Source organism: Pseudomonas fluorescens (assembly GCF_003732425.1).
Classification (GTDB): domain Bacteria; phylum Pseudomonadota; class Gammaproteobacteria; order Pseudomonadales; family Pseudomonadaceae; genus Aquipseudomonas; species Aquipseudomonas fluorescens_BE.
Genome location: NZ_MOBX01000016.1, coordinates 232,077 through 253,846, shown reverse-complemented (window position 1 = coordinate 253,846; position 21,770 = coordinate 232,077). Strand labels below are relative to the sequence as shown.

Below are 21,770 nucleotides of genomic sequence, written 5' to 3'. Positions count from 1 at the left end.
TGAGGCGTAAGTCTAAAGACCGGGGGGGTTAGCGGCAAGCAACGATCAGGCGCTGCTTCATTCATCTGTGGCGAGGGGATTTATCCCCGCTCGGCTGCGCAGCAGTCGTAAACCTGCCAACCTGGTTTGTCTTCCAGAATGCAGGGGGCGGCTTCGCCACCCAACGGGGATAAATCCCCTCGCCACAGGAGATCAGGGGCGTACCAGGTCAGGCAAATCCGGCAGCTTCTTCGGCGAGCAGATCTTCACCCGCTTCTGCCGGTTCAACTCACCACTGAGCAAACTGACCTGGCTCTTGGATACCCCAAACGCCTTGGCCAGAAAGCCCATCAGGTACGCATTAGCCTTGCCCTCAACCGGCGGCGCAGTCAGGCGAATCTTCAACCGATCACCGTGCAGCCCGGCGAAATCATCGCTACGGGCTGCCGGTTGCAGGTGACACTCGAGGATCAAGTCGTCACCGTCCCATCGGAACCAGCTCACATCAGCAAGCGCAGGATTTCCGGCATCATCGTCATTGCCGCCAGATTGTTGATCACCAGCATGTCGATCAGCTTCAACGCGAGGAAGGCGAAGATCGGCGACAGGTCCAGACCGCCGAGATTCGGCAGGAAGCGGCGGAACGGCGCCAGCGCCGGCTCGCAGATCTGGTTGACCAGTTCAGCACCCGGGTTGTGGCTGCCCGGCGCGACCCACGACAGAATCACGCTGATGATCAGGGCGAAGAAGAAGATCTTCAGGAACAGCGCGGTCACGCCGATCAGCGACCAGATCACCAGTTGCAGCGGGTTGCCGGTGGTGCCGTAAGTCAGCAGCAGGGTCAGCGCCATCAGCGCCAGTTGCACCAGAATCGCCAGCACCAGCGACGACATGTCCAGACCGAACAGGCTCGGGATGATTCGGCGCAGAGGCTTGAGCAGCGGCTGGGTCGCCTTGACCACGAACTGGCACAGCGGGTTGTAGAAGTTCGCCCGCACCAGTTGCAGGACGAAGCGCAGCAGCACGATCAGCAGGTACAGACTGCCGAGGGTTTGCAGCACGTAAACCGCTGCGGTGTTCAATCCAATCATGTAAGGCTCCTTATTTGCCCAGTTGTTCGGCCATTTCGGCCGAGCGGTGCGCGGCGGCGCCGAGTGCGGTTTCGACCAGGGCTTCGAAGCCATTGGCCTGGAATGATTTGATTGCAGCTTCCGTGGTGCCATTTGGCGAGGTCACGCGGTGGCGCAATTCGGCGGCGTCGACGTCACTGGAAACCGCCATGTGCGCGGCGCCGAGGGCGGTTTGCAGGGTCAGTTGTTCTGCGATGTCTTTCGGCAGGCCGAGTTTGACGCCGGCAGCGGTCATGGCTTCGATCAGCAGGAAGAAGTACGCCGGGCCGGAGCCGGACACCGCAGTGACGGCATCAAGTTGCTGTTCTTCGTTGAGCCACAGGGCTATGCCGACGGCGGACAGCAGCTCTTCGGCTTGCTGACGTTGCTCGGCGGTCACTTCGCTGGTCGCGTAAAGACCGCTGACGCCCTGACGCAGCAGCGCCGGGGTGTTCGGCATGCAGCGCACGATCGGCTGCTCGCCGAGCCAGGCGGTCATGCTCGCGCAGGTGATGCCGGCGGCAATCGACACCACCAGTTGATTCGGCTTCAGGCTTGGGCGAATCGCCTCGCACACGGCTTTCATCGCCTGCGGCTTGACTGCCAGCACAATCACATCGACGCCGTCGATGGCCTGGGCGTTGTCCGCGAAGGTTTCGATGCCGTGTTCGGCACTGACTTTGGCGCGGGTTTCTTCACCCGGGTCGCTGGCGCGGATCTGCGCTGCTTCCAGACCCTTGGCGCGCAGGCCGCCAATCAGACTGGCCGCCATGTTGCCCGCACCGATAAACGCAATACGTGTGTTGCTCATGTGTGGTCCTTATCTGGAATCGTTCAAGACTGGGAATAATCTCTGGCACCAAACAGGGCAGTACCGATACGCACCCAGGTGGCGCCTTGGGCGATGGCCGACTCGAGGTCGTGGCTCATGCCCATGGACAATGTGTCGAGCGGCAGCTTGAGGCTCGCCTGCAGCTTCTGTACGGCGGCGAAGGCCGCGTCTTGCTCGGCGCGATCTTCGGTCGGCTCGGGAATCGCCATCAAACCGCGCAGTTTCAACCGGGGCAGGGCGCTGATGGCTGCGGCCAGTGCTGGCAGGTCGGCCGGGGTGCAGCCGGACTTGCTCGCCTCACCGCTGACGTTGACCTGAATGCAGATGTTCAGCGGTGGCAGTTCGGCCGGGCGCTGTTCGGACAGACGTTGAGCGATTTTCAGGCGATCCACGGAGTGCACCCAGTCGAAATGCTCGGCGATGGCGCGAGTCTTGTTCGATTGAATGGGGCCGATGAAGTGCCAGATCAAGGGCAGGTCGACCAGTTCGAGCTGTTTGCCCAAGGCTTCCTGCAGATAGTTCTCGCCAAAGTCGCGCAGGCCGGCGGCATACGCTTCGCGCAGGGCTGCGGCGGGCTTGGTCTTGCTCACGGCGAGCAGCTGGACGCTGTTTTCAGGACGGTGTGCGGCTTGGGTCGCGGTCTGGATGCGCGAACCAACCTGGAGAATGTTGTCTGCTATCGTGGACATCAAGAGGCGCCGGCGGTCTGAAGGTTCGCGGCATTCTACTGGAATTGAGGAGCGCTATGGATATCACTGAACTGCTGGCCTTCAGCGCCAAACAAGGCGCTTCCGACCTGCACTTGTCGGCCGGTCTGCCGCCGATGATCCGCGTCGATGGCGATGTGCGGCGGATCAATCTGCCGGCGCTGGATCACAAGCAAGTGCACGAATTGATCTACGACATCATGAACGACACCCAGCGGGTCGACTTCGAGAAACACCTGGAAACCGATTTTTCCTTCGAAGTGCCGGGTGTGGCGCGTTTCCGGGTCAACGCCTTTAACCAGAACCGAGGCGCCGGCGCGGTATTCCGTACCATTCCGTCGAAAGTACTGAGCATGGAAGACCTGGCCATGGGCGACGTCTTTCGCAAGATCACCGATGCGCCGCGCGGGCTGGTGCTGGTGACCGGGCCGACCGGCTCGGGCAAGTCGACCACGCTGGCGGCGATGATCGATTACCTCAATACCCATCGGCATCACCACATCCTCACCATTGAAGATCCGATCGAGTTCGTTCACGAATCGCGCAAATGCCTGATCAATCAGCGTGAAGTCCACCGTGATACCCGCAGTTTTGCCACAGCTTTGCGTTCGGCATTGCGTGAGGATCCGGACGTGATTCTGGTGGGCGAGATGCGTGACCTGGAAACCATTCGTCTGGCCCTGACCGCTGCTGAGACCGGGCACTTGGTGTTCGGCACCTTGCACACCACGTCTGCCGCGAAAACCATTGACCGGGTCGTGGACGTGTTTCCCGGGGACGAGAAGTCGATGGTGCGCTCGATGCTGTCGGAGTCGTTGCTGGCGGTGGTTTCGCAGACGCTGATCAAGAAAGTCGGCGGCGGGCGGGTGGCGGCGCACGAGATCATGCTGGGCACGTCGGCGATCCGTAACCTGATCCGTGAGGACAAGGTCGCGCAGATGTATTCGGCGATTCAGACCGGTGGGTCGCTGGGGATGCAGACTCTCGACATGTGCCTGAAGGATCTGGTGACCAAGGGTTTGATCAGCCGCGAGCATGCGCGGGAGAAGGCACGTACGCCGGATAATTTCTGAGGGTTGGAATGCAAATTTGTGGCGAGGGAGCTTGCTCCCGCTGGGCTGCGCAGCGGCCCCAAAAGCTTGTGAGCGCTGCGCACTCAAGCGGGAGCAAGCTCCCTCGCCACAGTTGATCGTTTGTTAGCGCTGAACCACGCGCATCTGCTTGCCGGCAGGCTCTTTCGGCAACACACGCTTGGCCACCACGTAATGCTGTTCCCAATAAGGCTTGTTCAGCGTATCGATGCTTACCGCTTTGCCACGACGCGGGGCGTGGATGAAGCGGTCGTTGCCCAGGTAGATGGCAACGTGGTTGACCCGGCGGCTCTTGATGTTGAAGAAAATCAGGTCGCCCGGCTTCAGATCCTTGCGCTCGACTTTCTCGCCGTGACCGCTGGCCATGGCGTTGGAGGTGCGTGGCAGGTCGAACGTGGCGTCGTTGAACGCGTATTTCACCAGACCGCTGCAATCGAAGCCTTTACTTGGGCTGCTGCCGCCCCAACGATAAGGGGTACCGAGGACGTTCACCGCACGGCTCAGCACATTGCTGCTTTCCTTGCTCGCCATCGGTGGCACCAGCTTGCTGTGGCTTTTGCTGCTCAGCGTGGTGGTTTTGCTTTTGCTGCTTTTGCTCGAAGGAGCCGAAGCATGGGATTTAGGGGTGAAACCGTTAACGTTGGGAAGACGTTGCTCACGATTGGTGGCGTGGGCGGCCAGTGGCATTAATAGGCAAATGGTTAGCCATGTCTTGAAAAATGGTCGCATTAGGCGTGGCTCTTTAGTGATAGCGCGCAACTTTATAACAGAGTTTTTTTTCATTCCGAGTCCGTTGGTCGATTCAGTTGGAGGCCAACGGAACCAAATAAGCGGCAAATGGACGCAATTGTCGGACAGAAGTCAGGTGCTATAAGGCTTTGACGGTAGTAACGGTAACATTTGCCGTACGTCGGCTACCTGTAAAAAAGTCACAAAGAATTCAAGAATATTTATCTATCGTGTGAATCGAGGTCTTCATGAACCCCTATCAACAATTTGTTCAGCAGCAAGATACGCACAGCAAAATCATCGGTTATCTGCTGTGGATTTTCGGATTTACCGGTGCTCACCGCTTCTATTACGGCAAACCGGTGACCGGGACGATCTGGTTCTTCACCTTCGGTTTGCTGGGCATTGGCTGGCTGATCGACCTGTTCCTGATCCCGGCGATGGACCGTGAGGCGGATCTGCGTTTTACCGCAGGGCCGATCGAGTACAACGTGGCGTGGATTCTGCTGACGTTCCTTGGCGTGTTCGGCGTGCACCGGATGTACCAAGGCAAGTGGATCAGCGGGTTGCTGTACCTGCTGACGGGCGGGTTGTTCTTTATTGGCGTGCTGTATGACTTCTGGACGCTGAATGATCAGGTGTCGGTGCGTAACGCCCAGAACCGCGGCGCTTTCCAGTAAGTTGTGGCGAGGGAGCTTGCTCCCGCTGGGTCACGAAGCGGCCCCTCTCTTGATTTAAAAGAGGGCCTGCTGCGCAGTCCAGCGGGAGCAAGCTCCCTCGCCACAGAGATTTACGCCTGGTGACTGATCCGCCCATCCACCAAGGTGTAGCGAACCACACCCGGCAACGTGTGGCCTACAAACGGGCAGTTCTCACCCTTCGACAACCAGTGTTCACCGGCGACTGTGGAAGCCTGCGGATCGAACAGCACGATATCTGCCGCACCACCGACCGCCAGTTTGCCCGCCGGCAGGCGCAACGCCTCGGCCGGGCCTGCGCTCAGCCGCGCCAGCAAGGTCGGTAAATCCAGCAAACCATCCTCCACCAACGTCATCGCCAGCGGCAGCAACAGCTCAACGCTGCTGATGCCCGGCTCGGTTGCGCCGAACGGTGCCAGTTTGGCGTCGCGTTCGTGCGGCTGGTGATGGCTGGAAATCGCCGAGACCACGCCGGACTTCACCGCTTCACGCAGACCATCGCGATCCGCACGTGTGCGCAGTGGCGGCTGCACGTGATACAGGCTGCTGAAGTCGATCAGCGCTTCGTCGGTCAGAATCAGCTGATACAACGCGACATCCGCCGTCACCTTCAAGCCGCGTGCCTGGGCCTGAGCGATCAGGGCCACGCCGCGTGCGCTGGTCAGTTGGCTGAAGTGCGCGCGCACGCCGGTCTGCTCGACCAGCAGCAGATCACGGGCCAGGGCCACGGTTTCAGCGGTTTCCGGAATCCCCGGCAGGCCGAGGAAACTGGCGACGGCGCCTTCGTGGGCCAGACCGCCCTCGGCGAGATCGTGATCCTGCGAGTTGAAAATCACCGTCAGGTCGAAGGTCGCCGCGTATTCCAGCGCCCGGCACAGGGTGCGGGTGTTGCGGAAGCTTTCGAGGCCGTTGCCGAACGCCACGCAACCGGCGTCGCGCAGGGCAACCAGTTCCGCCAGTTGCTCGCCATCCAGGCCTTTGCTCAATGCGCCAATCGGGAACACCTTGGTGTTGCCGGCCTCGCGAGCGCGGTCGAGGATCAGCTCGGCCACGGCGGAGGTGTCGAGCACCGGTTTGGTCTTCGGCGGGCAGCACAGGCTGGTTACACCGCCGGCGGCCGCTGCGCGGGTTTCGCTGACAATCGAACCTTTGCGGCTGTAGCCCGGCTCGCGCAGGGCGACGTTGAGGTCGACGAGGCCCGGAGCGGCGACAAGGCCTTGGGCGTCGATGGTTTCCACTGCCGTGAAACCCGCCGGAGCGGCGCCGAGGGCGACGATCTTGCAGGCTTCAACGTGAATGTCAGTGATTTGATCCAGGCCGCTGCTTGGATCGATGACGCGTGCGCCGAGAATGCTGAGCTTCACTGGGCGTTCTCCTGCTCGAATTGGCGCTGGGCGGTTTGCCCGCTCATGGCCATGGACAACACGGCCATACGAATCGCGATGCCGTAGGTCACCTGATTGAGGATCACCGAGTGCGGGCCGTCGGCCACCGCTGACTCGATCTCCACACCGCGGTTGATCGGCCCCGGGTGCATGACGATGCAATCCGGTTTGGCCCCGGCCAGACGCGCGGTGGTCAGGCCGAACAGTCGGTAGAACTCGCCTTCGCTCGGCAGCAGGCCGCCGGTCATGCGTTCACGCTGCAGGCGCAGCATGATCACCACGTCGACGTCTTTCAGGCCTTCGGTCATGTCGGTGTACACCTTCACGCCGTATTGCTCGATGCCGATCGGCAGCAGGGTCTTCGGCGCAATCACGCGGATGTCCGGGCAGCCGAGGGTTTTCAGCGCGAGCATGTTCGAGCGCGCGACCCGCGAGTGCAGGATGTCGCCGACAATGGCCACCGAGAGGTTTTCGAAACCGCCCTTGTGCCGACGGATGGTGAGCATGTCGAGCATGCCCTGCGTCGGGTGGGCGTGACGGCCGTCGCCGCCGTTGATGATCGCCACCTGCGGGCAGACATGCTCGGCGATGAAGTGCGCGGCGCCGGAATCACCGTGGCGCACGACAAACATGTCGGCGGCCATGGCTTCGAGGTTGCGCAGGGTGTCGAGCAGCGTTTCGCCCTTGCTTGCCGACGAAGTCGACACGTTCAGGGTGATCACGTCCGCCGACAGCCGCTGGGCCGCCAGTTCGAAGGTGGTGCGGGTGCGCGTGGAGTTTTCGAAGAACACGTTGCACACGGTCTTGCCGCGCAACAACGGGACTTTCTTCACCGCCCGGGCACCGACTTCGAGGAACGAGTCGGCAGTGTCGAGGATTTCCGTCAGCAACTCGCGGCGCAGGCCGTCGAGCGAGAGGAAGTGGCGCAGCTGGCCCTGATCATTGAGCTGCAGCGGGCGCTTGGTATCTAGAGGCGTCATCGCGAGGGGGACTCTCAATAGGGCGGATTAAAGGGTGACATCTTGCAGTTCGAGCGTCAGCGGCTCAGGGCCGGACAGCTTGACCCGCTCGTGAGCGGCCAGCGACAAGGTCGCGCCGACCACGTTCGGGCGGATCGGCAGCTCGCCGGCGTCCAGGTCCAGCAGGCAGACCAGGGTCACGCTGGCCGGGCGGCCGTAGTCGAACAATTCGTTCATGGCGGCGCGGATGGTGCGGCCGCTCATCAGTACGTCGTCGATCAACACCAGATGCTGGCCTTCGATCTCGAAGGGCAGGGCGGACGGGCGCACTTGCGGGTGCAGGCCGTTCTGGCTGAAGTCGTCGCGGTAGAAGGAAACATCCAGCGTGCCCAATGGCGCGTCGCTGCCCAATTCCTTGAGCAAGGCTTGCGCGACCCAGATGCCGCCAGTGCGAATGCCGATGTAGCGCGGTTCGCTGATGCCACGCTGGGCCAGGTGCGCCTTGAGGCGGGTCGCCATCTGGCTGATCAGATCGGCGGGATTGGGCAGGCTCATGGTTGCTCCTTCTTGAGTCCGAGCTGCGTCCTGCCGGACGTGGCTCGGGTTATAGCCAAAAGAAAAGCGCCGAAGCGCTTGTCAGGATTCAAACAATGCAGTGTTTTCATCGAGCCAGCCCTGCAACAGCAGAGCGGCGGCGATGGCGTCCACCGGGTTGTCGCGGTAACTGCCTTTCTGCCCGCCACGGGCCAGGCGTTCGCCCTTGGCTTCGAACGTGGTCAGGCGTTCGTCGTGGGTATAGAAAGGCAGATTGAAGCGGCCGTTGAGGCGGCGGGCGAATTTCTCCGCGCGTACGCACATGTCGCTCGGTGTGCCGTCCATGTTCAACGGCAGGCCGACGACGACGGCGTCGGGTTTCCATTCTTTTATAAGGGCTTCGACCTGGTTCCAGTCCGGCACGCCGTTTTGTGCCTTCAAGGTGCACAGCTCGCGGGCCTGGCCGGTGATTACCTGGCCGACTGCGACGCCGATCTGCTTGGTGCCGTAGTCGAAGCCGAGAATCAGGCGCAGGGCCATCAGGCGTGACCTGCCTGGCTGGTCAGCAGGCTGAGATTGATCCCCAAATGCCTGGCCGCCGCTTCGAGGCGCAATTCGCTGCTGGTGTTGAAGAGGATGTCGGCGTCGTACGGGCAGGTCAGCCAGGCATTGTCGGCCAATTCGGCTTCCAGTTGCCCGGCTTCCCAACCGGCGTAACCGAGGGCAATCAGGCTTTTCGCCGGGCCGACGCCGTCAGCGATGGCGAACAGCACGTCCTGCGAGGTCGACAGGGCCAGATCACCGTCCAGTTGCGCGGTGGCCTGGAAGGTTTTGCCCGCTGGATGCAGGACAAAACCGCGATCAGTCTGCACCGGGCCGCCGATGAAGATCGGCACGTGCTGGCACAGTGCTGGCGGGTCGATGTCTGGGCGCAATTGCTCAAGAATGTCGGCCAGATTCAGCTCTTGCGGCCGGTTGACCACAATCCCCATAGCGCCATTGGCTGTGTGCTCGACGATGTAGGTCAAGGTGTGGGCAAAGTTCGGGTCGGCCATGTGTGGCATGGCGATCAGGAAGTGATGCTTGAGGTAGCTGGGGCTGACGTTTTTCATGTGCGCTAGTGTGGCGTTCGGGGGGCAAACTGACAAGCTGGAGATGCTGACAACAACACAGACCCCTTGTTGGAACATGGCATTTGTGGCGAGGGGATTTATCCCCGTTGGGGCGCGAAGCGGCCCTGAATCCGTTGATACGGTCTGCCTGACACTCCGTGAATGATGGTTCTGCGACTGCTGCGCAGCCGAACGGGGATAAATCCCCTCGCCACAATGAATCTCATCGCTACAGGAATATTCAGTTGCTCGAGAGCTTGTCGCCCCTGGCAAATTTCCAGGTACGAATGATTTCCAGACGATCGATATCCGACAAGTCCCCGGTAAACGGGGCAAACGGCGCCGCCAGTCGGACGATGCGCTGCGCCGCCTGATCCAGCAGCGGCTGGCCGGAGGATTCCAGCACCAGCACTTCATACAGCGAACCGTCGCGGTTGATCGAGACCATCAGGCGCAAATTGCCGTAGATCTGCTTGCGCCGGGCTTCCTCGGGGTAATTGAGGTTGCCGATGCGTTCGACCTTCTTGCGCCAGTCGTCCTTGTACCAGGCACCCTTGTCGCGCATGGTCGACGCCGCGCTCAAACGGTGAATCCGTGGGCGTTTGGCGTACAGCTGTTGTTCCTTGGCCAATTCGGCTTCAAGACTGGCGATGTCGCTGGACAGCTGCGAGCTGTCGAACTCCGGTGCGTCGACCGTCGGTTTGACCTCGGTTTTGCTTTCTTCTTTCTTGGTCGGCGCCTTTTTCGGCTTCGGCGCAACCGTGGTCACGGCAGCCTTGGGCGCGGCCTCTTGCACTACCGGTTTGGCGGCCGGTGGCGGGGTGACTTTTTTGACCTGATTGTCCTGGAACGGCGCGACCTCGGTGGTCTTCGGGGTCGCCTTCTTGTCCAGCGTGCCGCTGCCTTCCTGGTTCTCTTGGGCGAGAAAGTCAGCCTTCTCCGGCTTCTTTTCGCTCTTGAAGGTGGCGAGGGTGATTTCCAGGGTTTTGCTGATTTGCTTGGGCTCGACCATCGTGAAACCGACGCCGAGCAGCAGTGCCAAATGGATCAGCGCCGCGAGAAACAGGGTAAATCCGAGGCGATCGGCCGGGCGCACGCCACGATGGGCGAGTTCAGCGGGCAGATCGGACGGGAGGGTCATGACAAGAAAACCAACATCGCGTTTTTCAGAGGCTGCGCATGATAACGCAATGTTGGTTTCACGCCTTGGGCTTCACGCTTCAAGCGACAGACTGCATGTGACGTGCATCAAGCTTGTGGCTTTTTGCCGGCGGCTTGCAGCTTCTTGGCGATCGCGTCCATCAACATGCCGCCAATGTCAGTGCCGAAAGCGTTGTCGATTTCACGGATGCAGGTCGGGCTGGTGACGTTGATTTCGGTGAGGTTTTCACCGATCACGTCCAGACCAACGAACAGCAGACCTTTTTCACGCAGGGTCGGGCCGACTTGTGCGGCGATCCAGCGATCCTTGTCGGTCAGTGGACGCGCTTCACCACGGCCACCGGCGGCGAGGTTGCCACGGGTTTCGCCCTGCGCCGGAATCCGCGCCAGGCAGTAATCCACCGGCTCGCCGTCGATCATCAGGATGCGCTTGTCGCCGTCCTTGATCGCCGGCAGGTAGGCCTGGCCCATGATCTGCTGGCCACCGAGGGCGGTCAGGGTTTCCAGAATCACCGACAGGTTCGGGTCACCGGCGCGGTGACGGAAGATCGACGTGCCGCCCATGCCGTCCAGCGGCTTGAGGATCACGTCGCCGTGTTTGGCGGCGAACTCGCGCAGCACGTCGGCGCGGCGGCTGACGATGGTCGGCGGCGTGCACTGCGGGAACAGCGTGGCGAACAGCTTTTCATTGCAGTCGCGCAGGCTCTGCGGTTTGTTCACCACCAGCACGCCAGCGGTTTCGGCCTGTTCGAGCAGGTAGGTGGAGTAAACGAACTCCATGTCGAACGGCGGATCCTTGCGCATCAGGATCACGTCCAGATCGCTCAGCAGGTTGTCCTGTTCGGCGTCCAGTTCGAACCATTTTTCCGGGTTGGCGAAGACCTTCAGCGGCTTCATGCGCGCCCGGGCCTGACCTTCAGCCTGATACAGGTCGCGCTGTTCCATGTAGAACAGTTCCCAGCCACGTTTTTGCGCGGCCAGCAGCATGGCCAGCGAGCTATCCTTTTTATAGGAAATGCTGGCGATAGGGTCCATGACAATCCCGACGCGAACGCTCATTGGGTTTTCCTCGAAAATTGGCTAGCGGATCGGTATGAAAAAAGTGCCGCCAGAGTGGCGCCGGGCGGGTTTGCGGTCAAGGGAAAACCCGTCGATAGATTGCATCTGGAGACTGTGCTAAAAAGGCTGCCATGCAGTGCTGGCCCTTGAACATCAAGGGTTTCCAGCCATTACTCATCGCAAAACGGACAATTTGATTCGCAAAGGCGACGGTAGAGCCCCCTTATGGAACAGCAGTCCAGCGCCTTGAAGGTCATGGTCATCGACGACTCGAAAACGATTCGTCGCACCGCCGAAACCTTGTTGAAAAATGTGGGGTGCGAAGTCATCACGGCGATCGACGGTTTCGACGCATTGGCCAAGATCGCCGACAACCATCCGGGGATCATTTTTGTCGACATCATGATGCCGCGTCTGGATGGTTATCAGACCTGCGCTTTAATCAAGAACAACAGTGCGTTCAAGGCCACACCGGTGATCATGCTGTCATCGCGCGACGGGCTGTTCGACAAGGCCAAGGGGCGGATTGTCGGTTCTGATCAATTTTTGACCAAGCCTTTCAGCAAGGAAGAACTGCTCAACGCGATTCAGGCCCATGTTCCGGGCTTCGCCGCCGTTTTGCCGCAGTAACACACGTACAGAGACACGCGGCCAGCGGGCCGGGTGTCGACAAGAAAAATGGGGAAGACCATGGCACGTATCCTGATCGTCGATGATTCGCCGACTGAAATGTACAAACTGACCGGCATGCTCGAAAAGCACGGCCATGAAGTGTTGAAGGCCGAGAATGGCGCCGACGGCGTGGCCCTGGCCCGTCAGGAAAAACCCGACGCCGTGCTGATGGACATTGTCATGCCCGGCCTCAATGGTTTTCAGGCCACCCGTCAGTTGACCAAGGATGCCGACACCAGTCACATCCCGGTGATCATCATCACCACCAAGGATCAGGAAACCGACAAGGTCTGGGGCACTCGCCAGGGCGCCAAGGATTACCTGACCAAACCGGTCGACGAAGACACCCTGATCAAGACCCTGAACAACGTGCTCAAAGGCTGATCGCGCGACCATGAGCGAATCGCTGACTGCGTTCGAACTGCTCTGGCAGATCGACCAGCGCTGCCGCTTGCTGGCGGCGGACTTGCCGTCGCAAGCGGCGCGCCAGGATCGCTGGAGCGGCATCGGCTTTCGCCTCGGCGAGCATTGGTATGTGGCGCCGATGGGTGAAGTCAGTGAAGTGCTGCACGAGCCGCGCTTCACGCAATTGCCCGGGGTCAAGCCGTGGGTCAAAGGGGTGGCTAACCTGCGTGGGCGGCTGCTGCCGATCATGGATCTGTGCGGCTTCTTCGGTCATGAACTGTCGCCGTTGCGTAAACAGCGGCGGGTGTTGGTGGTCGAACATGGCGATGTGTTCGCCGGGTTGATGGTCGATGAAGTCATCGGCCTGCAGCATTTTGAGCAGGGCAGTTTTGAACCGCTGTCGATCAGCAAGCGCCAGGGCTCGAAGGCCGAATTCGTCAAAGGCTATTTCCGCCGTGAGCAGAACTGGCGGGTGTTCAGTTTGTTCGCGTTGGCGAAATCCCCGGTGTTCATGAGCGTTGCGATATAACCGATTCAACACCGTCCCCTGTGGGAGCGAGCCTGCTCGCGAAGAGGGCGTGTCAGGCAAGATAAATATTGGCTGACCCAGCGCTTTCGCGAGCAGGCTCGCTCCCACAGGGATTGCAGCAGGCCTCAAAGGTGTGGGTTAAGGGCGAGGACCGATGATAAAAGCAAAAACAGGCAAGCCGGCGGAAGGATCGCGCAGTCGCTCGCAGATCATCGTGCTGTTCATCGCACTGATCGTGTTCATCATGCTGCTGTTCGCCAACTTCGCTTACCTCAACACCCAGGCGAACTACGACAAACAGTACATCGGCCACGCCGGTGAGCTGCGCGTGCTCTCGCAACGTATCGCCAAAAACGCCACCGAAGCCGCCGCCGGCAAGGCTGCCGCGTTCAAGTTGCTCAGCGATGCGCGTAACGATTTCGCTCAGCGCTGGGGTTACCTGAAGAAGGGTGACCCGGCCACCGGCCTGCCGCCCGCGCCGGCCACCGTGCGCCCGGAAATGCGCGCCGTGCAGCTGGATTGGGAACGCCTGCTGAAAAACACCGACGCCATCCTGTCCAGCGAACAGACCGTGCTGTCGTTGCATCAGGTCGCCGCGACGCTGGCCGAAACCGTGCCGCAGTTGCAGATCGAATACGAAAAAGTCGTCGAAATCCTTCTGCAACGCGGTGCTCCGGCGGCGCAAGTGGCGATGGCCCAGCGCCAATCGCTACTCGCCGAACGCATCCTCGGCGCGGTCAACACCGTGCTTGCCGGCGACGAAAACTCCCAGCAAGCCGCCGATGCCTTTGGCCGCGATGCCACCCGTTTCGGCCAAGTGCTGAACGGCATGCTGCAAGGCAACCCGGCGCTGAAAATCAGCCAGGTCGAAGACCGCGATGCCCGTGCACGCCTGAGCGAAATCTCCGAGCTGTTCCAGTTCGTCTCCGGCTCGGTCGATGAAATCCTCGAAACCTCGCCGGAGCTGTTCAAAGTGCGGGAGTCGGCGAGCAACATCTTCAGCCTCTCGCAAACCCTGCTCGACGAAGCCTCGCACTTGGCCACTCGCTTCGAAAATCTTGCCGGTGGGCGCAACACCGACACCATCGGTGGTTACGTCCTCGGTTTGCTGGCGCTGGCCTCGATCATCCTCATCGGTCTGGTCATGGTCCGGGAAACCAACCGCCAGTTGCGCGAAACCGCCGAGAAGAACGAGCGCAATCAGAACGCGATCATGCGTCTGCTCGACGAAATTGAAGACCTCGCTGACGGTGACCTCACCGTGACTGCCTCGGTGACCGAAGACTTCACCGGCACCATCGCCGACTCGATCAACTATTCCGTCGACCAGTTGCGCGACCTGGTCGCGACCATCAACCTCACCGCCGGCCAGGTCGCCGCCGCCGTTCAGGAAACCCAGGCCACCGCCATGCACCTGGCCCAGGCCTCAGAGCATCAGGCGCAGCAGATTTCCGAAGCCTCGACCGCGATCAGCGACATGGCCGAATCCATCGATCAGGTCTCGGCCAACGCCGCCGAGTCTTCGGCGGTCGCCGAGCGCTCGGTGGAAATCGCCAACAAGGGCAACGAGGTGGTGCACAACACCATCCACGGCATGGACAACATTCGCGAGCAGATTCAGGACACCGCCAAACGCATCAAGCGCCTCGGCGAGTCATCGCAGGAAATCGGCGACATCGTCAGCCTGATCGACGACATCGCCGACCAAACCAATATCCTCGCCCTCAACGCGGCGATTCAAGCGTCGATGGCCGGTGATGCCGGGCGTGGTTTTGCCGTGGTCGCCGACGAAGTACAACGCTTGGCCGAGCGCTCGTCCGCCGCCACGCGGCAGATCGAAACCCTGGTGCGGGCAATTCAGACCGACACCAACGAAGCGGTCATCTCGATGGAACAAACCACCACCGAGGTGGTGCGTGGCGCGCGACTGGCGCAGGATGCCGGTGTGGCCCTGGAAGAAATCGAAGGCGTATCGAAGACCCTCGCGGCGCTGATTCAAAGCATCTCCAACGCAGCGCAGCAGCAGACGACTTCGGCCGGGCAGATCTCGCTGACGATGAACGTGATCCAGCAGATCACCTCGCAGACCTCGTCCGGTTCCACGGCCACCGCCGAGAGCATCGGCAACCTGACGAAAATGGCCAGTCAGTTACGGCGTTCGGTGTCCGGATTCACCTTGCCGGCGGCGACAGATAAAGCGTGAGTGGAGTGGTTATGGGTGATCGGCACGACTATGTGGCCCTCGAATGGGTCAAAGGCGAAATTGCCGAAACGCTGAAGCTGGCGCATCAGGCGATTGAAGCCGTGCTCGATGATCCGCAGGCCTTTCCCGGGCTGGACGAGTGCCTGGATTACATCCATCAGGTCCACGGCAGTTTGCAGATGGTCGAGTTCTACGGCGCAGCCTTGCTCGCCGAAGAAATGGAGCATCTGGTCGAAGCCTTGCAGCATGAGCGCGTCAGCCATCGCGACGAAGCCCTGCACCTGTTGCTGCAAGCCCTCGGGCAATTGCCGATTTACCTCGACCGCGTGCAGAGCGCCCGGAGAGATTTGCCGTTGGTGGTGCTGCCGCTGATCAACGATCTGCGCAGTGCCCGTGGCGAAAGCCTGCTCTCGGAAACCAGCCTGTTCAGCCCGCAACTGCCCGAACTGGCGCCGCTAAACGCAGAAGCGTTGGCACTGCTCGAGCCGGCAGAACTGCCGAACGTGTTGCGCAAACTGCGGCAGACGCTGCAAATGGCCTTGGTCGGTTTGCTGCGCGAACAGGATGACCAGACCCACCTCGATTATCTGGCGAAAGTCTTCACCCGCCTCGAAGCGCTGAGCGCTGACTCGCCGCTGAGCCCGCTGTGGCAAGTCGCCTCGGCGCTGGTCGAAGGCATGCGCGCAGGCGTCATCGCCAACAGCCCGGCGCTGCGCAGCCTGTTCAAGGATGCCGACAAAGAGCTCAAGCGCCTGCTCGAGCACGGCATGGCCGGCCTCAACCAGGCGCCACCGCCAGAGCTGCTGAAAAGCCTGTTGTTCTATATTGCCAAAGCCGAACATCCCACCGGGCAGATGCTGACCATGAAAGATCGCTACTCCCTGGACGACGCGTTGCCCGACAGCGCGATGGTCGACGAAGAACGCGCGCGCCTGGCCGGCCCCGACCGCGATGCGATGCGCTCGGTGCTGGCGGCGTTGTGTGAAGAACTGGTGCGGGTCAAAGAGCGCCTCGACCTGTTCGTGCGCAGCGACCGCCAGCACACCTCGGATCTGGAAAGCCTGCTCGCACCGCTGCGGCAGATCGCCGACACTCTCGCGGTGCTCGGCTTTGGCCAGCCGCGCAAAGTGATCATCGATCAACTGGCGGTGGTCTTGAGCATCGCCCAAGGCCAGCGTGAACCGAACGACGCCGTTCTGATGGACGTCGCCGGCGCCTTGCTCTACGTCGAAGCGACCCTGGCCGGGATGGTCGGCACCGTCGAACCGGAAAGTCCGGAAGACGCGCGCCTGCCGACCACCGACCTGACGCAGATCCATCAGATCGTGATCAAGGAAGCACGCATCTGCCTGCAACAGGCCAAGGACATGATCGTCGACTACATCGACGCCGATTGGGATCGCCAGCAACTGCAACCACTGCCGGCGCTGTTGACCCAGGTGCGCGGGGCACTGGCGATGATTCCGCTGAACCGCGCGGCGAGTCTGGTCGAGGCCTGCAACGGGTTTATCCGCGAACATCTGCTGCTCGATCCGCACGAACCGGGTTGGGAGCAACTCGATCATCTGGCCGATGTCATCAGCAGCCTCGAGTATTACCTCGAACGCTTGAGCGACGACCCGCAGGCGCCGAGCGAGCAGTTGCTGGATGTCGCGCAGAAGTCCCTCGCCAGTCTCGGTTTCTTTCCCGATGAACAGCCCGGCGCGCAGCATGTGCCGGTACTCGACGACGTGCTCAGCCCCAGCGAAGCGCTGGTGATGCAGGACATGCAGGCGCTCGATGACCCGGAAACCGTGCAGTCGCTGGCCGATGTTTTGGCCAGCCCGGTGTCAGCGGTCAATCCACCTGCACTGATTACACCCGGCAGCCTGATGCCGCCGCCGGCCGATGAAGAACCGGTCGACGATGAGCTGCGCGAAGTGTTCCTCGAAGAGACCGATGAGGTCCTCGAAGTCCTCCACGAATACCTGCCGCGCTGGTCGGCCAATCCGCAGGATCGCGCCGCGCTGACTGAACTTCGTCGCGCCTTCCACACCCTCAAGGGCAGCGGGCGCATGGTGCGTGCACTGATCCTCGGTGAACTGGCCTGGGCGGTGGAAAACCTGCTCAACCGTGTGCTGGAACAGAGCGTCGAGCCCGGCTCGGTGGTGCAGCAACTGCTCACCGACACGGTGCTGTTGCTGCCGGAACTGATCAACGAATTCGCCACTAACAGTCAGCGACAGCGCAGCGATGTCGACCAGCTCGCCGCACGCGCTCACGCCTTGGCCAAGGGTGACGAGCCGCTGGCCGCCGAAGACGTCGACGATGTGGCGGCGCTCGATCCGCTGTTGCTGGAGATCTTCCGTAACGAAGCGGAAACCCACCTCGCCAGCCTCAACCGCTTCCTCGATCAAGCCGCCGAACATGTGCCGTTGCCCGCCAGCGACGAACTGCAACGCGCCCTGCATACGCTCAAGGGCAGCGCCTCGATGGCCGGCGTATTGCCGATTGCCGAACTCGCTGCACCGCTCGATCAACTGGCCCGCGAGTTCAAGGCGCACCAGTTGCCGCTGGACCTCGACGAGGTGGAATTGCTGCTCGAAGCCGAGGGCCTGCTCCGCGTCGGCCTGCGTCAGCTCAAGCATGATCCGCTGGCGCCGATTGTCGGTGCGCAGTCGCTGATCAAACGCTCGGAAACCCTGCTCGCCGAGCGCCTGGCGTCGATCCTCGATGCGCCACACAGCGGCCTGCGGATCAAACGCGATCCGCAACTGATCAACAACTTCCTTGCTCAAGGCATGGACATCCTGCTCGACGCCGAAAGTCTGTTACAGCGCTGGCAGCAACACCCCGGCGAGCGTCAGGAACTCAGCGCCTTGCTGGATGAACTGACCACCCTCGGCGAAGGCGCGCACCTGGCCGATCTGCTGCCGGTGGATGTGCTCTGTGAAGCCTTGCTCGACCTCTATGGCGCGGTGGAAGAAAGCAGCCTGGCGGTCAGCGAACAGTTTTTCCGCGAAGCGCAGAACGCCCACGAAGCACTGATCAACATGCTCGACGAACTGGCCGCAGGCCAGGAAGTCACCCCGCAACCGGCACGGATCCGGGCGTTGCATGATCTGCTCGATCAAAGCCTTGATCCGTCGTCCATGGGCCTGATTCGCAGCGATGGCAGCCGCACCCTGAGCATCCGTGAACTGGGTAGCGCCACGGCGGAGTTGCAGCAGGCGGCCACCCCGTTTGCAGCGGATGACGAGATCGTCGAGATCTTTATCGAAGAGGCCGTGGACATCCTCGACAGCGCCGGCCAGGCCTTGCAGCGTTGGCTCAATGACCCGGACAACGCCGCGCCGCTGTCCTCGTTGCAGCGCGATTTGCACACCCTCAAGGGCGGCGCACGGATGGCCGAAGTCGAGATCATCGGCGATCTGGCTCAGGAACTGGAAAGCCTCTACGAAGGTTTGGTCGATCGTCGCTACAGCCACAGCGAAGCGTTGGGGCGCTTGCTGCTCAAGAGCCATGAGCGTTTGGCGCTGCTGGTGGAGCAACTGCAACAGCATCAGCCACTGACGCCAGCAGACGATTTGATCGAAACCCTGCGTCAGCTGCGCCAGGGCCAAAGCGTTAGCGAAACGCCCCAGCCAGTGGCCGATCACGACAGCGCCGGGCACGATCCGGAATTGCTGGAGATCTTCCTCGAAGAAGGTTTCGACATCATCGAAAACTCCGGCGCCGCGCTGCTGCGCTGGCAGGCCGAGCCGGGCAATCGTCAGGAAGTGGAAACCCTGTTGCGCGATTTGCACACGCTCAAGGGCGGCGCGCGGATGGTCGAGATCGGCCCGATTGGCGACCTCGCCCATGAGCTGGAATACCTTTACGAAAGTCTCTCTACCGGGGCATTGCAACCCTCGGCGGAACTGTTTGCATTGGTGCAGCGCGGCCATGATCGGCTGGCACAAATGCTCGATGGCGTGCGCGCCGGGCAACCGTGCCCGCCGGCCGATCGGCTGATCAATGCGATCCAGAATTTCAGCCACCCGGTGACGCCCGACACGCCGCCAGTGTTGCCGGTGCCGGTCAAGACTGACGTGGCGCCGCCAGCCGCCGACGCTGGTGCGGACATGGTCAAGGTCTCCGCCGAACTGCTTGATGAGCTGGTCAATCTGGCCGGCGAAACCTCGATCTTCCGTGGCCGTATCGAGCAGCAAGTCAACGACGCACAGATTGCCCTGAATGAGATGGAAACCACCATCGAGCGCATGCGCGATCAGTTGCGCCGCCTCGACACTGAAACTCAGGGACGGATTCTCAGCCGTCAGCAAGTGGATGCCGAACGCCTCGGCTACGAAGAGTTCGACCCGCTGGAAATGGACCGCCATTCGCAGTTGCAGCAACTGTCGCGGGCGCTGTTCGAATCGGCCTCAGATTTGCTCGACCTCAAGGAAACCCTCGACCGCCGCAACCACGACGCCGAGAACCTGTTGCAGCAACAGGGCCGCATCAACACCGAATTGCAGGAAGGCCTGATGCGCACGCGCATGGTGCCGTTCGAGCGCATGCTGCCGCGCCTCAAACGCATCGTCCGCCAGGTCGCCGAAGAGCTGAACAAAGACGTCGCCTTTGTCGTCGGCAACGCCGAGGGCGAGATGGATCGCAACGTACTCGAGCGCATGGCCGCGCCGCTGGAGCACATGCTGCGCAACGCCGTCGACCATGGTCTGGAGTCGGCCGAAGTGCGGCTGGCGGCGGGTAAACCGGCGCAGGGCACGATAAGCCTGGACCTGTCCCGCGAGGGCGGCGACATCGTTTTCGATATTCGCGACGACGGCGCCGGGGTGCCGCTGGAAGCGGTGCGCAAGAAGGCGATCAAACGGGGTCTGCTCGCGCCAAATGCCGAGATCAGCGACCGCGACGTGTTGCAGTTCATCCTCCAGCCGGGTTTTTCCACGGCGGAAAAGATCACGCAGATTTCCGGACGCGGCGTCGGCATGGACGTGGTGCACGAAGAAGTCCGCCAGTTGGGCGGGACCATGAGCATCGACTCGGTGCCGGGGCAGGGCGTGCATTTCCGCATTCGGCTGCCGTTCACTGTGTCGGTCAACCGCGCGTTGATGGTGCAGTGCGGCGAGGACCAATACGCGATCCCGCTGAACACCATCGAAGGCATCGTCCGTGTTCTGCCGAATGATCTGGAAGGGCACTTCCGCCAGGATCCGCCGCGCTACCACTACGGCGGCCAGACCTATGAACTGTGCTACCTGGGCGAGCTGCTGAAAACCGCGCCACGGCCGAAACTGCTCGGGCAGAATCTGCCGTTGCCGGTGTTGCTGGTGCATTACAACGACCGGCACATCGCGGTGCAGGTCGATGCCATGGCCGGCACCCGCGAGATCGTGGTCAAGAGCCTCGGCGCCCAATTTGCGGCGGTGCAAGGCGTGTCCGGCGCGACGATTCTCGGCGATGGCCGGGTGGTGCTGATTCTCGATTTGCTCGCGCCGATCCGCGCGATGCAGGCGCGGATTGTGCAGGCGCCGACGCTGCCGGAGATCGACAGTGAACCGCAAAAACCGCTGCTGGTGATGGTGGTCGACGACTCGGTCACCGTGCGCAAGGTCACCAGCCGCTTGCTCGAGCGTCACGGCATGAACGTGCTGACCGCCAAGGACGGGGTCGACGCGATGCTGCTGCTCGAAGAACACATGCCCGACCTGATGCTGCTCGACATCGAAATGCCGCGCATGGACGGCTTCGAAGTCGCCACTCAGGTGCGCAACGACGAACGCCTGCAACACCTGCCGATCATCATGATCACCTCGCGCACCGGGCAGAAACACCGCGACCGTGCGATGGCCATCGGCGTCAACGACTACCTCGGCAAGCCGTATCAGGAGTCGGTGTTGCTTGAAAGCATTGCCCAGTGGAGCAAGAAACATGCATGAGCGCCGCCACAATCAGCGCACCAGCCAACTCACCGGCCTGCTGCTGCCGCTGGCGGATCGCAATTTGATCCTGCCTAACGTCGCTGTCGCTGAGTTGATTGACTATCAGGCCAGTGCCTTCGATCTGGATACGCCGTCGTGGTATCTGGGCCGTGTGACGTGGCGTGAGCGGCAGATCCCGCTGCTGAGTTTTGAATCGGCCTGCGGGCAGAAAATCGTCATTGGCGAGCGCGCGCGGATCGTGATTCTCAATGCGCTGGGCGGGTTGCCGGAGCTGAAGTTCATTGCGCTGCTGGTGCAGGGGATTCCGCGTTCGTACAAGCTTGATAGCCAGCTGAGTTATGTCGACGTGCCGTTGTGCTCGCTGGAGCAGGCGGCGGTGCAGGTCGGGGAGCAGGTGGCGAAGGTGCCGGATTTGTTGGGGCTGGAGCAGTTGTTGGTGGATGCGGGACTGGTTCACTGATCCTGAGTTTGCGGTGATCTTGCTGGCCTCTTCGCGAGCAGGCTCGCTCCCACATTGGATCTTCAGTGATCCCGGATTTTGCGTACGACACAGACCCCCTGTGGGAGCGAGCCTGCTCGCGAAAGCGCCCGTCGCCACACTCCAATCCGACAGACAAATCCTCAATCTCTGTGCGCAATAAACGCCTTTTAGTCGCGTTGTTTAAAGACACCCGGTGTTACG

Annotated in this window: 20 protein-coding genes; 8 read left to right on the top strand and 12 right to left on the bottom strand. The window is 61.4% G+C overall.

The window, feature by feature from the left end; genetic code table 11:
* Window positions 1–192 precede the first annotated feature (192 nt).
* The 4 genes from BK670_RS26785 to BK670_RS26770 are packed head-to-tail and all read right to left on the bottom strand — an operon-like array spanning window position 193 to window position 2,609.
* Window positions 193–483, bottom strand: a complete 291-nt coding sequence (locus tag BK670_RS26785) for a DUF167 domain-containing protein (protein WP_064589645.1) — start codon at window positions 481–483, stop codon at window positions 193–195.
* The gene (locus BK670_RS26780) at window positions 480–1,070 is read right to left on the bottom strand and encodes a YggT family protein (protein WP_123454316.1); all 591 of its coding nucleotides are present in this window, start codon (window positions 1,068–1,070) and stop codon (window positions 480–482) included. Before BK670_RS26780 ends, BK670_RS26785 begins: the two co-directional genes overlap by 4 nt.
* Window positions 1,071–1,080: 10 nt before the next feature.
* Window positions 1,081–1,899 carry a pyrroline-5-carboxylate reductase gene (proC, locus tag BK670_RS26775; protein ID WP_123454314.1) on the bottom strand — a complete coding sequence of 273 codons (819 nt, stop codon included), beginning with the start codon at window positions 1,897–1,899 and terminating at the stop codon, window positions 1,081–1,083.
* A gap of 23 nt (window positions 1,900–1,922) precedes the next feature.
* Window positions 1,923–2,609 carry a YggS family pyridoxal phosphate-dependent enzyme gene (locus tag BK670_RS26770; RefSeq protein ID WP_123454312.1) on the bottom strand — a complete coding sequence of 229 codons (687 nt, stop codon included), beginning with the start codon at window positions 2,607–2,609 and terminating at the stop codon, window positions 1,923–1,925.
* 56 nt (window positions 2,610–2,665) lie between these two features.
* On the opposite strand from BK670_RS26770, the gene BK670_RS26765 reads away from it, so the two are divergent.
* Window positions 2,666–3,700 (top strand): type IV pilus twitching motility protein PilT, encoded by a 1,035-nt coding sequence (locus tag BK670_RS26765; RefSeq protein WP_123454310.1) that lies wholly within the window; start codon window positions 2,666–2,668, stop codon window positions 3,698–3,700.
* Between the two features lie 123 nt (window positions 3,701–3,823).
* Here the strand turns inward: BK670_RS26765 and BK670_RS26760 are convergent, their stop codons facing one another.
* On the bottom strand, window positions 3,824–4,447 hold the full coding sequence (locus BK670_RS26760) for a C40 family peptidase (RefSeq protein WP_123454308.1): 624 nt from the start codon (window positions 4,445–4,447) through the stop codon (window positions 3,824–3,826).
* A 248-nt stretch (window positions 4,448–4,695) separates the two neighbouring features.
* Between BK670_RS26760 and BK670_RS26755 the strand changes: the two genes are divergently transcribed.
* Window positions 4,696–5,127 carry an NINE protein gene (locus BK670_RS26755; RefSeq protein WP_123454306.1) on the top strand — a complete coding sequence of 144 codons (432 nt, stop codon included), beginning with the start codon at window positions 4,696–4,698 and terminating at the stop codon, window positions 5,125–5,127.
* A 110-nt stretch (window positions 5,128–5,237) separates the two neighbouring features.
* Here BK670_RS26755 and BK670_RS26750 read toward each other — a convergent pair whose 3' ends face one another.
* The 7 genes from BK670_RS26750 to gshB all read right to left on the bottom strand — a co-directional run bounded on the left by BK670_RS26750 (window position 5,238) and on the right by gshB (window position 11,355).
* Window positions 5,238–6,509 carry a dihydroorotase gene (locus BK670_RS26750; protein WP_123454304.1) on the bottom strand — a complete coding sequence of 424 codons (1,272 nt, stop codon included), beginning with the start codon at window positions 6,507–6,509 and terminating at the stop codon, window positions 5,238–5,240.
* Window positions 6,506–7,510 carry an aspartate carbamoyltransferase catalytic subunit gene (locus BK670_RS26745; protein ID WP_007913665.1) on the bottom strand — a complete coding sequence of 335 codons (1,005 nt, stop codon included), beginning with the start codon at window positions 7,508–7,510 and terminating at the stop codon, window positions 6,506–6,508. Before BK670_RS26745 ends, BK670_RS26750 begins: the two co-directional genes overlap by 4 nt.
* Before the next feature lie 27 nt (window positions 7,511–7,537).
* A complete protein-coding gene (gene pyrR, locus BK670_RS26740) occupies window positions 7,538–8,044 on the bottom strand; it encodes a bifunctional pyr operon transcriptional regulator/uracil phosphoribosyltransferase PyrR (RefSeq protein ID WP_123454292.1) in 507 nt (168 codons plus the stop codon).
* A gap of 81 nt (window positions 8,045–8,125) precedes the next feature.
* Window positions 8,126–8,563: a Holliday junction resolvase RuvX gene (ruvX, locus tag BK670_RS26735; protein WP_064589634.1), complete on the bottom strand. Its 438-nt coding sequence runs from the start codon at window positions 8,561–8,563 to the stop codon at window positions 8,126–8,128.
* Window positions 8,563–9,135 carry a YqgE/AlgH family protein gene (locus tag BK670_RS26730; RefSeq protein ID WP_123454290.1) on the bottom strand — a complete coding sequence of 191 codons (573 nt, stop codon included), beginning with the start codon at window positions 9,133–9,135 and terminating at the stop codon, window positions 8,563–8,565. The genes ruvX and BK670_RS26730 overlap by 1 nt, the downstream gene beginning before the upstream one ends.
* A gap of 241 nt (window positions 9,136–9,376) precedes the next feature.
* Window positions 9,377–10,276, bottom strand: a complete 900-nt coding sequence (locus tag BK670_RS26725) for an energy transducer TonB (protein ID WP_123454288.1) — start codon at window positions 10,274–10,276, stop codon at window positions 9,377–9,379.
* A gap of 107 nt (window positions 10,277–10,383) precedes the next feature.
* A complete protein-coding gene (gshB, locus tag BK670_RS26720; RefSeq protein ID WP_123454286.1) occupies window positions 10,384–11,355 on the bottom strand; it encodes a glutathione synthase in 972 nt (323 codons plus the stop codon).
* Between the two features lie 225 nt (window positions 11,356–11,580).
* Between gshB and pilG the strand changes: the two genes are divergently transcribed.
* The 6 genes from pilG to BK670_RS26685 all read left to right on the top strand — a co-directional run bounded on the left by pilG (window position 11,581) and on the right by BK670_RS26685 (window position 21,548).
* Entirely contained in the window at window positions 11,581–11,985 is a 405-nt protein-coding gene (gene pilG / locus BK670_RS26715; protein WP_007913673.1) for a twitching motility response regulator PilG, read from the top strand.
* A gap of 60 nt (window positions 11,986–12,045) precedes the next feature.
* Entirely contained in the window at window positions 12,046–12,411 is a 366-nt protein-coding gene (gene pilH / locus BK670_RS26710) for a twitching motility response regulator PilH (protein ID WP_007913674.1), read from the top strand.
* A gap of 10 nt (window positions 12,412–12,421) precedes the next feature.
* Window positions 12,422–12,961: a chemotaxis protein CheW gene (locus tag BK670_RS26705; RefSeq protein WP_123454284.1), complete on the top strand. Its 540-nt coding sequence runs from the start codon at window positions 12,422–12,424 to the stop codon at window positions 12,959–12,961.
* 154 nt (window positions 12,962–13,115) lie between these two features.
* Window positions 13,116–15,164 (top strand): methyl-accepting chemotaxis protein, encoded by a 2,049-nt coding sequence (locus tag BK670_RS26695; RefSeq protein WP_123454282.1) that lies wholly within the window; start codon window positions 13,116–13,118, stop codon window positions 15,162–15,164.
* An 11-nt stretch (window positions 15,165–15,175) separates the two neighbouring features.
* Complete coding sequence (locus tag BK670_RS26690; protein WP_123454280.1) at window positions 15,176–21,085, top strand: Hpt domain-containing protein; 5,910 nt, start codon at window positions 15,176–15,178, stop codon at window positions 21,083–21,085.
* Entirely contained in the window at window positions 21,078–21,548 is a 471-nt protein-coding gene (locus BK670_RS26685; protein ID WP_123454278.1) for a chemotaxis protein CheW, read from the top strand. Before BK670_RS26690 ends, BK670_RS26685 begins: the two co-directional genes overlap by 8 nt.
* Window positions 21,549–21,770 lie beyond the last annotated feature (222 nt).